We start from the raw sequence: 12,742 nt of genomic DNA on the forward strand, positions 1-12,742 counted from the left end.
GCCGCGGACGGTCACCTCGCCGGCCGCCGATGACGCAGTGCGTCATACGCCGACGTATGGAAGTCGGGCACGGGGCGTCCGATGAGCCTGTGACGTAGTTCTCACTAATTGGCACGATTCTTGGATGTACCGGGAACCCCATCCCTGTTCCGGAGCTTGCCGTGCTCGATCGCGTCGCGCCCTCCCCTCTCGTCGAGGACCTGCCGCCTTCCGAGCCCGGCCCGATCGCCGAAGTCGCGCCCCGGCGCCGGTTCTACGTCCCGGTGCCGGCGAAGTTCGCGCTGATCCTGGTGGTGGCGCTGGCCTGGGCCGCACTCAGCGTCTGGCTCTCGCGCCCCTGGCTGGACGGCCTGTCGACGGTGGCCGGGTTCTGGCTGGCGCTGTTCATTATCGCCTTCATCGCCTACGTGCCCGGGTTCATGAACGCCTTCCTGGTCGGCTCGATGTTGGCCGACCGCAGGCCGCCACGGCGCACGATCGCGCACTACCCCGATCTCTGTGTGCTGGTGGCCAGCTACAACGAACGCGCCACCATCGCCGACACGCTGCGCAGCCTGGCCGACCAGGACTACCCCGGCGACGTCGAGGTGCTGGTCATCGACGACGGCTCCACCGACGGCAGCCTGGAGATCGCCCGCGACGAGGCCGGGCATCGATCGCGCCCGGGCATGCTTCAGCGGGTGCTGGCGATGCCGGCCAACGGCGGCAAGGCGCGCGCGCTCAACGCCGGACTGGCCGCGACCACCCAGGAACTGGTGGTCACCATCGACGCCGATTCCTATCTGCGCCGCGATGCGCTGCGCAAGCTGGTCGAGCGATTCCTGTCCGACCCGCCCGGCACCGTCGCCGTGGCCGGCTGCGTGCTGGTGCGCAATTCTCGCCAGAACTGGCTCACCCGCGCCCAGGAATGGGACTACTTCCATGGCATCGCCGCGGTCAAGCGGATGCAGAGCATGTACCACGGCACCCTGGTGGCGCAGGGTGCGTTCTCGCTGTACACGCGCACCGCCCTGATCGAAGTCGGCGCCTGGCCCGAATGCGTGGGCGAGGACATCGTGCTGTCGTGGGCGCTGCTGCGCACCGGCGCGCGGGTGGGCTACTGCGAGGACGCCTGCCTGTTCACCCAGGTGCCGGACACCGTGCGGCAGTTCGCGCGCCAGCGCCGGCGCTGGTCGCGCGGCCTGATGGAGGCGTTCGCGCGCCACGGCAGCCTGCTGGTGAAGCCGCGCATGACCACGCTGTTCATCTGGTGGAACCTGCTGTTCCTTCCGCTGGACCTGGTCTTCACCCTGGCGTTCCTGCCGGGCCTGGTCCTGGCGCTGTTCGGCTACTACTGGATCGCCGGCGTGATGACTCTGCTGGTGCTGCCGCTGGCGGCGATCTGGAACCTGGTGATCTTCCGCGTGCAGTCGGGGATGTTCAAGTCCCAGAACCTCAAGGTCCGCCGCAACATCCGTGGATTCCTGCTGTACTCGCTCTGCTACACCATGCTGCTGCAGCCGGTCTGCGTGATGGGCTACACCGCCGAACTGCTGCGCCTGCGCAAGAACTGGGGGACCAAGTGATGGACCGTCGACTGCTCCTGGCCGCGTTGGCCCTCGCACTGCTGCCGCACGCGCCCGCGCTCGCCGAAGACCAATTCACGGCGCTGCGCCCGCGTGTGTTCGCCAGCTCCGACGCCGACGGCAACGAAACCTGGAAGACCTCGCTGGGCTGGGACTGGACCCGCACCGACCGCGAGCACTGGACCGGGGTGGATGTCGAGCATGCGCGCTTCTCGGGCGACGGCTGGTCGCACAGCGAGCAGCGCGCGTACCTCAACGCCGGCGGCACCTTCGGCACCGGCGAGACCACCGACGACACCTGGCGCTGGCAGGCGCGGGTGGGCAGCAACGGCGACGACCTGATCGGCAGCGCATCGCTACACACCGAGGGCCCGCACCGCCGCGAACTGTTCGTCGAGCGCGATCTGCTCGAGACCCGTGGCGGGACCGAGCTCGGCCGCATGTCCACCTTCGCCGGCGCCGCCATCGACCAGCCGCTCGGCGGGCGCCTGAGCGGCACCTTGCTGGCGGGCCTGCAGGACTTCGGCGACGACAACCTGCGCACCCACCTGCGCGGCAACCTGGTGCATGCGCTGCTGCCGGAACAGGGCATCAGCCTGCAACTGCGCACCCGCTACTACCGCAACAGCGAGCCCTACGCCGGCGACTACTACTCGCCCGAGTGGTACGGCGAGGCCCTGGGCGTGCTGGCCCTGCGCCGCGTGATCGGCGGCTACACCTGGCGAGCGGCCGCCGGCATCGGCCGCCAGCGCAGCGCAGACGACGACTGGAAGCGCGCGCGCATGGTCCAGGTCGGGCTGGAGACGCCGCGCTGGAAGCAGAGCTGGCTGCGGCTGGACGCCGGCTATTCCGACACGCCGGTGGCCACGAGCACCGGGGCCGGCAGCTACAGCTACCGCTACCTGATGCTGGAAGCGGTGACCGCGTTCTGAGCGGCGCCGCGCCCTCGGCGGCGCGGCGTTTTCAGAACTCCGGATCGTCGATCGCGATCGACGCGTAGCGCTCGCGCGCGTTGCGGGCCACTCGACACTCCACCTCCACGTCCTGGCCATCGGCGCGCAGGCGTCCCCGCACCTGCAGCAGGTTGCCGCGATCGTTGTAGGTACCGCGCCACTGGTAGGGGGTGATGCCGCGGCCGACGTACCAGGCCTCGGCCTCTTCCCTGCACCAGTGCTACAGCTCGCCGGCCTGGGTGAACACACGCTCCTCGATGTGGGGCTGCGCCGAGGCCGTCGTCAACGGCAGCAGGCAGATCAGCGCGGTCGTCATCTCCGTTCGCATCGCATCGCTCCTTGGCTGCAGACCGGTCGGGTCTGGTGGCAACGAACACACCTTGAGCCACGACCGACCGCAAGCCAAGCGCGCCTGCGACCGGAATCCATCCCCGCTCGGCTGGCATTCAGCTGCTGCTCGCGGCCGCCCGTGTTGAGCGGCGGCGGCGCTCGCGCGCTCAGGCGCAGGCTGCGGCTTGCGCCCGGCCCCGTCCGCGGCCATCGTTGAGACCATCCGCGGCGACCGCCGCCGCCGCGTCCCCGTACCCGCCGAAGGAGGCCCTCCGTGCCGCTGCGCCCATTGCCCCTCCTGCTGTTCGCCGTCGCCCTTGCCGGCCCCTTGTCCGCGGCGCACGCCGGCGAGCCGGTGGCGGCGGTCCGCGTCGCCTTCGACCGCGACGGCATCATCGCCACCCGCACCGAGGGCCTGGCGGACGTCGCCGCCGGGCGCGCGATCGACGCCGACGATCCGGTGCGCGTGGCGTCGATCTCGAAACTGGTCGTCGCGATCGCGGCGATGCGCCTGGTCGAGCAGGAACAACTGGATCTCGATGCCGACGTCTCCGGCCTGCTCGGCTGGACGCTGCGCAACCCGGCGTTTCCGGACCGGCCGATCAGCCTGCGGCTGCTGCTCTCGCACCGCTCCAGCCTCACCGACGCCGCCGGCTACTGGGGGGTGCCGCTGGACGGCGCGCTGCGGGACATCCCGCAGGATCCGCGCGCCTGGGACCAGGCGCACCCGCCGGGCGGCTACTACCGCTACGCCAACCTCAACTTCCCGCTGGTTGCCGCGGCAATGGAGAACGCCACCGGCGAACGTTTCGACCGGCTGATGGAACGCCTGGTGCTGGACCCGCTGGGCATCGTCGGCTGCTTCAACTGGGCCGGCTGCGACGATGCCGTCGCCGCGCGTGCCGTGGTGCTCTACGACGGCGACGGCAACCCGGTGCGCGACGACCACCGCGGCGGGCGCCCCGACTGCCCGGTACTGCCGGCGAACGACGGCAGTTGCGATCTTTCGCAGTGGCGCCTGGGCGTCAACGGCGCGATGTTCGCGCCCCAGGGCGGCCTGCGCATCTCCGCCGCCGGCCTGGCCAGGATCGGGCGCCTGCTGCTCGGCGACGGCAGCATCGACGGGGTGCGCCTGCTGTCGCCGGACTCCGTGCAGGCGCTGGTGCGGCCGCACTGGACCGCCGCGCCCGGCAACGGCACCACCTTCGAGGAGGACGACAGCGGCCAGTCGCGGCCGGGCTTCCAGTGCCGCTACGGGCTGGCGGTGCAGATCCTGGCCACGCCGCGCGAGGGTTGCCGCGACGATCCGTTCGGCGACGGCGTGGCGCGCGTCGGCCACGCGGGATCGGCCTATGGCCTGCTGTCCGGACTGTGGGTGGATCGCGACGCGGGCACCGGCGTGGCCTACTTCGTCACCGGCATGCCAGACGCGCCGCCGGGCGAGCATTCCGCGTTCACCGCCATCGAGGAGCGGATGGCGCGGGAATCCCTGGTCCTCGCCGATCCGGCGCCCGCTACTGATCCGTAAGCGCCGCGGCGCCGGGAACGCCGCGCGAGGTTCCGGCCGGGCTGGCGGCGATTCCCGGTGTCTCCGGCCGCGTCGGCTTTCGCGTGCATGGCACGCTCCTACAGGGGGAGCGTCGCGCCACATGGCCTGTAGGAGCGGCCCATGGCCGCGAAGGCCGCGGGTGGCTCCGGTGGAGCGGCGCTATTCGTAGAGCCGCTGGCAGGCCGCGCACCAGAATGCGCGGCGCTGTGCGCGGCCGAGTTGCTTGCGGTACTGCAGGCGCTGCCCGTCGCGCGGGCAGATGGTTTTCGTATGCACCTGGTAGTGCTTCTTCAGCACGAACTCGCGCTTCCAGCGCAGGAAATCGAAGCTGTACTCGCGCGCCTGGTCGATCAGTTCGGACAGCTTGCGCGGCGGCAACGCGCCGATGCGGCTTTCGGGATGGACGCCGGGCCCTACGGCATCGCCGCAGTATTCCGGGCGCCCCGGTGAGGCGGACGTCGACCGCGCGGCACCCGTCTCCCCGCCGCAGTCGGGTCGCCGGGGCGGGCGTTTCACGCAATCACCACCGCGCGTCGGCTGCCATCTCCGTGCCGCCCGCAGGTGCTCCGCATGTCCCGTCGATCCGTTCCACACCGCAGCGCGGCCCGCCTCCGCATCGGCTGCGCCGGCTGGTCGATCGCGTCCGCGCACCGACACCTGTTCGGCGCGGGGGACAGCATGCTGGCGCGCTACGCGACGCGCTTCGATACCGTGGAGATCAACTCCTCGTTCTACCGCCCGCATCGCCACGCCACCTATGCGCGCTGGACCGACACGGTTCCCGACGACTTCCGCTTCTCGGTCAAGCTGCCGCGCACGATCACCCACGAGCTGCGCCTGCAGCGTGCCGGGCCGCTGCTGGACGCCTTCCTCGCCCAGGCCGGCGGGCTGGGCGGGAAGCTGGGCTGCCTGCTGGTCCAGCTACCGCCGAGCCTGGCGTTCGATGCACGCGCGGCCGCCACGTTCTTCGCCATGCTGCGGCGGCGCTGGGACGGTGCGGTGGCGTGCGAGCCGCGGCATCCCAGCTGGTTCGCGCCGGAACGCGATGCCCTGTGGGCGCGCCACCGGATCGCGCGGGTCGCCGCCGATCCGGCGCGCGTTCCGGAGGCGGCGGCCGCGACCGGCGAAGGCGCGGTGCGCTACTGGCGCTGGCACGGCGCGCCGCGCATCTACTACAGCGCCTACGGCGAGCCGGCGCTGCGCGAACTGGCGGCGGCCGTCGCGCACGCGACCCCGGGCGATGCGGAAGCCTGGGTGGTCTTCGACAACACCGCGCACGGCCACGCCACCACCGATGCCGCATCCTTCCAGGCCCTGGCGGACCGCCGCTGAGGGTCGGCGGCTGCGCTATCCGCCGCCCGGACCCGCGGAGGTGCCGATTCCGGCCTCGGCGCCGGACTCGTCCTCGCCGGCGCCTGCCGCGCCATCGGCTTCGCGCTCGAGTACCACCACGTAGCCGTGCAGCGGGATGGCGCCGGTGCTGACGTCGATCCAGTACTCGCGCCCGCCGTTGCGCAACAGATAGCTGTCGTGGCGGTATTCGGGCACCGCCACCGCACCGTGCTGGTGCTTCTCGATCGCCGAGCGCCCGCCGGCGGCGGCCGCCACATCGCGGGTGTACTGCACCCGGTCGATGCGCCGTCCGCCCAGCGCCGCGACGGCATCGGCGTAGTGGCGATGGAACTGCAGCGCGGTGTAGGGGCGTTCGGGATCGCGACCGAGATGGAACTTGTCGCGGAAGATGCGCCCCTCCACCAGCAGCGCGCGGTCGCCGGCGAGGAAGTACTGGCCGTCGTGCGCCATCTCCCGCTCGGTCTCGCGGTACGCGCTCTGCAGGCCCTCCGGCGCCTCCAGCAGCGGGAACGGCGGCAGCACCGCGGTGCTCTCGGGCACCTCGGCGGCCACGAACCTCGAGGCGCCTTCGCCCTCGCTGCCGCCGGCCGCACCGTCCGTTGGTCCGGCTTCGGCGGGCGGGAGGCCGGCACCGGAGTCCTGTTCTGCCCACGGCGGCCCGTCGCTTGGCTCCGCGGTGGGCGCGTCTGTGCCCGTCGGCAGTTCCGCAATGCCCGCCGCCGGCCCCGCCGGCAGCGCCGCCACGCCATCCGCGGTCCCGGTCCCGTCCGCAGTCCCCGCCTGCGGTGCCGGGGCGCCGGCCTCCCCCTGCTCGGGGACACCGCGGGTACATGCCCCCAGCAGCAGCATGGAGAGACAGCAGCCGAACAAGATCGTCCCTGAAGGCTTCATCCTGGTTTCCCTATGGAGTTGGACATACCGCTACACACGCGTTGCGGCGGCCGGAAAGGTCACGCCCGGCCGGCACGCGGTGCCGGCGCGGGCGTCGCCGCTACAGCATCGGAGCGCCGCCGGTGACCGCGTAGCGGGCGCCGGTGACGTAGCTGGCCTCGTCCGAGGCGAGGAACACGAACACCGCCGCGACCTCCTTCGGCTGGCCGGGGCGCTTGAGCGGCACCTGCTGGCCGAAGCTCTCGACCTCGTCCGGCGGCATGGTCGCGGGGATCAGCGGGGTCCAGATCGGGCCCGGCGCCACCGAGTTCACGCGGATGCCCTTGTCGGCCAGCAGCCCGGCCAGGCCCGCGCTGAAGTTGGCGATCGCGCCCTTGGTGGCCGCGTACGGCAGCAGCGTGGGCTTGGGCTTGTCGGAGTTGATCGAGCTGGTATTGAGGATCGTCGAGCCGGGCTTCATGTGCGGCACCGCCGCCTTGCACAGGTGGAACATCGCCGTGACGTTGACCTGGAAGGTGTGGTCCCATTCCTCGTCCGGGATTTCCTCCAGCGATTCGCGCGACATCTGGTAGGCGGCGTTGTTGACCAGGATGTCGATGCGGCCGAACTCGTCCATGGTCCGCTGGACGATCGAACGGCACAGCGCGGGATCGGCGATGTCGCCCCGCACCAGCACGCAGCGCCGGCCGGCTTCCTCCACCCAGCGCTTCGACTCGGCCGCATCCTCGTCTTCGCACAGATAGCTGATCAGCACGTCTGCGCCTTCGCGCGCGAAGGCGATCGCCACGGCGCGGCCGATGCCGCTGTCGCCGCCGGTGATCACCGCCACCTTGCCGGCCAGCCTGCCGCTGCCCTTGTAGCTGTCCTCGCCGTGGTCGGCCTTCGGATCGAGCTTCGCGTCGGTTCCCGGATAATCCTGCTGCTGCGCTGGCTGGTTCATACCTGGCCTCGTCTGGATGCCTGCGCTGGCGGCCGGTCGCGTCGAAGCGCACCGCGCTGGCGTGGGGAAGGACGGGCAAGATAGGCCGGCCCACGTCGAACGCACGTGATTCACGGCGGGGTCACGGGGGCCTAACCGCGGCCGACGCAGGATCGGCCGCACCCAGCGACCGGAGAGACGCGATGCCGTACGACAGCACTCGCGAATTGCCAGACGCCGTGCGCGACAACCTGCCGCCGCACGCGCAGGACATCTACAAGGAAGCCTTCAACAGCGCCTGGGAACAGTACGCCGATCCGGACGAGCGGCGCGGCGACGCGTCGCGCGAGGAAACCGCGCACCGGGTGGCCTGGTCGGCGGTGAAGGAAAAGTACGAGAAGGGCGACGACGACAAGTGGCACCCCAAGTAGCCGCCGGCGCGAGAGCCCCGCCAGCCCCGGCACCGGACGACCGGGCGATGGCTCCCGCCGCAGGTGGCGGGGCCGGCGACAGCCGCTCCACGCCGCGGCGACGCAGGCACGGCCGCGGCGCGCCGCGCGCTGCGGGCGGTCAGAATCCGTAGCGGAACGAAGCCGACAGCATCCGCGCCCCACCCTCGCCGCCGAACCGCTGCTCGTAGTCCATCCGCAGCGATGCGCCGGCCGAAAGCGCCGTGCTCAGCCGCACCCCGAACAGGCCGCCCTGCTCGTGCAGGCCGGCCGCCAGCGGCCGCCAGTCGTCGATGCCGGTGAAGCTGGCCTGGAACGCCTCGCCGCTGGCCGACAGCGTCTGCTGCCAGTGCGCATGCGCGTCCAGGTCGACCCGTCGGCCGCCCAGCCGCAGCGTCCGTGCGGCGCGCGCGCCGGCGAGCGCCTGCCAGCGCTCGGTCTCCGCCGCGCCGGCCTGCAGCCCGAAGCCGCTGCCGCCGTGTTCGACGAAGCCGTCGCGGCGCACCTGCGCGTACTGGACGCCGACGAATGGCGACAGGCGCGTGGCGCCCAGCTGCAGCCGGTAGCCGGCTTCGCCATGGGCGCTGGCGATGCTGCCCGAGTACCTGGTCCGGACGCCGTCGAATGCCGTGCCCAGCTGCAGCGTACGACGCACGTCCTGGTCGAATCGCCCGGCGCCGATGCCGCCCTGCGCGTACCAGGTCTGGTCGCCGATCCCGGCGTAGGCCATCGCCGAGCTGCCGCGGCCGCGGTTGCTGTCGCCACCCGCGGAACCCCGCGCCTGGCCTTGGCTCTGGCCGTAGGCGACGCCGGCGAAGCCATGCTCGCCGACCCGCACGTCGTGGCCGGAGAGACTGCCGTCGAGATCGAAGTCGAGGCTCGCGCCGTAGCCGCCGTGCAGTCCCAGCGACTGCGTCCACCCGCCGCTGGCGCGCGCGCCCTGGTGCAGGCCGTCCAGCCGCGAGGACAGCGCCCGCGAGTTGGCGTCGATCGTCTCGAACGCGAGGGCCGTGCTTGCCGCGTGCACCTGGCCGGACAGGCTCCGCAGCGTGGCCTGCGCCATCGCCATCGAAGCGGTCCCCTGCACGGCGCCGGCGGCGTGCACGAAACCGTCCGGCAGCGCGGTCGCGTCGCCGCGCACGAGCACCGCGTCCAGGTACCGGAACGCGCCCTCGACGCGCTGCGCCGTGGCGGTGGTGGAGGCGTCGAAACCGCCCAGCGCGGAGAGCGCCAGCGCATCGAAGGTCTCCACCTGCAGGTCCACTCGGTCGCTGCCGTAGACCACCTCGGCCTCGAGGAAGATGCGCTCGGCGTCGTAGCCGAAGGTATCGAAGGTGCCGGCCAGGCCGCCCGCGGCGGTCAGCACGTTGACCAGGCCCGCCGGGGTGTAGCCGGGGCGCGCGCCAGCGACGTACAGCCCGCCGCCGTCGAGCGTCGCGGTGCCGCCGACCTGCAGCGATACGCCGAGCTCGAGCGCCAGCACCGCGTCGGAGGCCTGGGTGTAGTCGCCCTCGATCCGCAACGCGGCGTGCTCCGACGCCAACCCGCCCACGCCCACCAGGCCGCCGTTGTGCAGGTGCCCGGCGACGGCGCCGAGCCCGACGAACCCGGCGCCGGCCCCGACCTGGACGTCCGACCCGAGGCTGCCGTACATCCCCAGCACGCCGCCCTCGACCGCGGTGCCGCCGCGGTAGCCGTTGTCGCCGGTCAGCACCAGCGCACCGCTGCCGCGCTTGACCAGCCCGCCGTCGCCGGCGATGTCGTTGTCCCAGTAGTACACGGCGTTGCCGTCGGGCAGCGCGAAGTCGGCGACCACGTCGCCCCAGTCGAAACGGCCGGGCCCCGCGACCGCGCGGCCGGCGTCGAGCAGGCCGTAGCCGAAGGCCGCGTCCACGCCGGGAGCGCCGATGTCGGTGGCGGTACCGAGGATCGTCTGCCGCACCAAGTCGTTGTCGAACCACGGGAAGGCTTCCCACACCAGCGCCGCGGTGCCGCTGACCTGCGGCGCCGCGAACGAGGTGCCGGAGACGATCCAGTAGCTGGGCTCGCCGGCGGCATCGTTGACGCCGGTGACGATCACCTCGCCCGGGGCCACCAGGCAGAAGTGCATGGCCACGCCGCAGGCGTTGGAATAGTCGGACAGCTTCATCTCGCCGTCGTAGGCGAAGGCGGCGCTGTCCAGCGAGGCCACCGCCAGCCAGCCGCGCTCGAGGGCCGCGGCGCGCTCGCCGCCCTTGCTGGGCAGGCGCGCCAGGTCGCCGGGGTCGGCGTCGCCGTCGTTGCCGGTGGCGAACACCACCAGGCCGTCGTTGTCGAACACGAACGGTTCGTACGCGGCGGCGTACAGTGCGGTGTTGCCGCCCATCTGCCAGGTCGGGCCACCCCAGGAGTTGTTCATGATCCGCGCGCCGCGCGCGATCAGGTCGGCATGCATGGCGGCGAGGAACTGCGGGGAACCAATGGCGTGCTGCGCGTCGCCGCCGGAGACGTCCTGCACGCTGCTGGCCGACTCGTCGGAGAGGATCCGCGCCGAAACGATGCCGGCGCCCGGGGCCACGCCGCCCGGCCACTCGCCGAACTGCGCGCCCGCCATCACCTGCGACACCCAGGTGCCGTGGCCGATCGCATCGTCGACGGACAGGTCGTTGCCGTCCGGGTCGACGTAGACCTCGTTGTGCAGCACGCGGCCGGACAGCGCCGGATGGTCGCTCCTGACGCCGCTGTCGACCACGGCGATCACCGAGCCGCCACCGGTGAAACCGGCGGCGCGGGCGATGTCGACGCCGGTACCGACCAGGTGCACGTTGGCGGGCGGCTGCCGGCTGGTGGGACCGGGATCGGGCGTCGGGGCGGGATCCGGATCCGGGGCCGGGTCCGGGGCGGGATCAGGATCTGGGGCGGGGTCGGGATCCGGCGCGGGGTCCGGATCCGGGGCGGGTGGCGGCGATGGCGGAGCCGGGTCGGGCGCACTGGGCGTCGAGGGCGGTGGATCGGAGCGGGTGCCGCCGCCACCGCCGCAGGCGGTCACTCCGAACGCGAGCACGGTCGCCACCGCGACCGCGAGTGCACTCCTGCGTATCCTCTGGGACTCCAACACCATGACGCTGCTCCCCGGCACTGCAACTGGAGGTCCTGCCGCCCGGCACCGGTCGGGCGACGCGGATCGTTGTTCCGCCGGACCGTGGCGGCCGCTGCCGGCATGCGTCGCCGGCCAGCCGCCGCCTTCGCCACCGTTCGCCGCCACGCTCCGAAGCGCCACCGCGCCCCGTCGCCTCCAGGTCCTCGGTGAAGCAGATCGGCAAACGGCGTCCGTTCTAAAGAGCGCAGGGTCGAAAATGCGCACTGCGTGGCAGTCGGATGTGCGTATTCGTGACCGGCAGCGCGTATCGCACGTACGGCAGCCGCATCACGGCAACCGTTCGGGTTCTTCCGAAAGGCGACGCGGACATTGCGCAGGCCGGGCGATTGCGGCAGCGGGTCGCGCGACAGCCGCAGACGCGTTCACCGTCGTCGGAACGCAGCCGCCGTGCAGGGAGATCCCGCGCGGCAACGCATTCCCGGACCGGAGCCCGGCCGTGGTATCCGCATCGGAGCGCGCGCCGATGACGACGCATGGACGCTCGTGGCGCCGATGCGCGCCCGCCGTCGGACAGGCGCGGCGCAGCTGACGCGTTCAGAAAAAGCCGCGTTCAATTCGCGGCGCGTTGATCCGCGTGCGCCAACACTCGAACCGACGAGCGACCGTGCAGCGACGCGCGTCCTCGCGCAACCGTTTGCCCCCGACGAAGACGGAGATTCCGAATGTTTTCCCACAACAAGCGCCTGCAGTACACGGTCCGCGTGTCCGAATCCAACCCCGCCCTGGCCAATCTCATGCTCGAGCAGTTCGGCGGGCCTCAGGGCGAACTCGCCGCGGCAATGCGCTACTTCACCCAGGCGCTGGCCGAGGACGATCCGGGCCGCAAGGACATGCTGCTCGACATCGCCACCGAGGAGCTCAGCCACCTGGAAGTGATCGGCACCATCGTCGCCATGCTCAACAAGGGGGCCAAGGGCCGGCTGGCCGAAGGCGTGGAGGAGGAAGCCGAGCTGTTTCGTTCGCTGCAGGGCGCCGGCAACGACTCGCACGTCACCCAGGTGCTGTACGGCGGCGGCCCGGCGCTCACCAACTCGGGCGGCATGCTGTGGACGGCCGGCTACATCGACAGCATCGGCGACCCCGCCGCCGACCTGCGCTCGAACATCGCCGCCGAGGCGCGCGCCAAGATCGTCTACGAACGGCTCATCAACGTCACCGCCGATCCGGGGGTGAAGGAGGCGCTCGGCTTCCTGATGACCCGCGAGATGTCGCACCAGAAATCGTTCGAAAAGGCGCTGTACGCGATGGAGCCGAACTTCCCGCCCGGCAAGCTCGCGGGGATGCCGGAGTTCGAGGAGATGTACGTCAACACGTCGCAGGGCGACGGCGACATGCGCGGCCCGTGGAACAGCGACGAGAACTTCCGCTACGCCGACGGCGATCCGGCCGGCTTCGCCGCCGCCGACGGCGGGGATGGCACCGCCTCGGTGAAGCTCGGCCGCAAGGAGAAGGGCGTGGTCGCCGCGATGGCCGAGCGCACCGCGTCCGATCCGGCCGCCAACCCCGTCACCGGCATCGAACTGGGCAAGGCGCCCGGGACCATGGCGCGGACCACGCCGGTCAAGGAACCGGCAGTGGCCGCGGCGCCGGCGCA

At 71.9% G+C, this 12,742-nt stretch carries 8 protein-coding genes and 2 pseudogenes; 6 read left to right on the plus strand and 4 right to left on the minus strand.

The window, feature by feature from the left end:
• Window positions 1-161: 161 nt before the first annotated feature.
• From H0E84_RS15390 to H0E84_RS15400, 3 genes are all read left to right on the plus strand, one after another.
• Window positions 162-1,565: a glycosyltransferase family 2 protein gene (locus H0E84_RS15390; protein WP_345776326.1), complete on the plus strand. Its 1,404-nt coding sequence runs from the start codon at window positions 162-164 to the stop codon at window positions 1,563-1,565.
• A complete protein-coding gene (locus H0E84_RS15395; RefSeq protein ID WP_180679531.1) occupies window positions 1,565-2,497 on the plus strand; it encodes a hypothetical protein in 933 nt (310 codons plus the stop codon). The genes H0E84_RS15390 and H0E84_RS15395 overlap by 1 nt, the downstream gene beginning before the upstream one ends.
• A gap of 625 nt (window positions 2,498-3,122) precedes the next feature.
• Window positions 3,123-4,376 carry a serine hydrolase domain-containing protein gene (locus tag H0E84_RS15400; RefSeq protein WP_345776327.1) on the plus strand — a complete coding sequence of 418 codons (1,254 nt, stop codon included), beginning with the start codon at window positions 3,123-3,125 and terminating at the stop codon, window positions 4,374-4,376.
• Window positions 4,377-4,556: 180 nt separating this feature from the next.
• Here the strand turns inward: H0E84_RS15400 and H0E84_RS15405 are convergent.
• Window positions 4,557-4,802, minus strand: a pseudogene (locus H0E84_RS15405) (endonuclease); the annotation flags it as partial.
• A 165-nt stretch (window positions 4,803-4,967) separates the two neighbouring features.
• Here H0E84_RS15405 and H0E84_RS15410 point away from each other — a divergent pair.
• Window positions 4,968-5,729, plus strand: a complete 762-nt coding sequence (locus tag H0E84_RS15410; protein ID WP_180679532.1) for a DUF72 domain-containing protein — start codon at window positions 4,968-4,970, stop codon at window positions 5,727-5,729.
• Window positions 5,730-5,744: 15 nt separating this feature from the next.
• On the opposite strand, the gene H0E84_RS15415 is transcribed toward H0E84_RS15410, so the two are convergent.
• Window positions 5,745-6,641 carry a hypothetical protein gene (locus H0E84_RS15415; RefSeq protein ID WP_180679533.1) on the minus strand — a complete coding sequence of 299 codons (897 nt, stop codon included), beginning with the start codon at window positions 6,639-6,641 and terminating at the stop codon, window positions 5,745-5,747.
• Between the two features lie 100 nt (window positions 6,642-6,741).
• Complete coding sequence (locus H0E84_RS15420; RefSeq protein WP_180679534.1) at window positions 6,742-7,581, minus strand: SDR family oxidoreductase; 840 nt, start codon at window positions 7,579-7,581, stop codon at window positions 6,742-6,744.
• Between the two features lie 182 nt (window positions 7,582-7,763).
• Between H0E84_RS15420 and chaB the strand changes: the two genes are divergently transcribed.
• Entirely contained in the window at window positions 7,764-7,991 is a 228-nt protein-coding gene (chaB, locus tag H0E84_RS15425) for a putative cation transport regulator ChaB (RefSeq protein ID WP_180679535.1), read from the plus strand.
• Window positions 7,992-8,130: 139 nt separating this feature from the next.
• Here the strand turns inward: chaB and H0E84_RS15430 are convergent, their stop codons facing one another.
• Entirely contained in the window at window positions 8,131-10,812 is a 2,682-nt protein-coding gene (locus tag H0E84_RS15430) for a S8 family serine peptidase (protein ID WP_345776328.1), read from the minus strand.
• A 998-nt stretch (window positions 10,813-11,810) separates the two neighbouring features.
• Here H0E84_RS15430 and H0E84_RS15435 point away from each other — a divergent pair.
• Window positions 11,811-12,713: pseudogene (locus H0E84_RS15435) on the plus strand (manganese catalase family protein); the annotation flags it as partial.
• Window positions 12,714-12,742 lie beyond the last annotated feature (29 nt).

It is taken from the genome of Luteimonas salinisoli (assembly GCF_013425525.1).
In the GTDB taxonomy this organism is placed as follows: Bacteria; Pseudomonadota; Gammaproteobacteria; order Xanthomonadales; family Xanthomonadaceae; genus Luteimonas; species Luteimonas salinisoli.

Coding starts and splice junctions, on each gene's coding strand:
- H0E84_RS15420 (WP_180679534.1), bottom strand. CDS start 7,581: ATGAACCAGCCAGCGCAGCAGCAGGATTATCCGGGAACCGACGCGAAG.
- H0E84_RS15410 (WP_180679532.1), top strand. CDS start 4,968: ATGTCCCGTCGATCCGTTCCACACCGCAGCGCGGCCCGCCTCCGCATC.
- H0E84_RS15395 (WP_180679531.1), top strand. CDS start 1,565: ATGGACCGTCGACTGCTCCTGGCCGCGTTGGCCCTCGCACTGCTGCCG.
- H0E84_RS15415 (WP_180679533.1), bottom strand. CDS start 6,641: ATGAAGCCTTCAGGGACGATCTTGTTCGGCTGCTGTCTCTCCATGCTG.
- chaB (WP_180679535.1), top strand. CDS start 7,764: ATGCCGTACGACAGCACTCGCGAATTGCCAGACGCCGTGCGCGACAAC.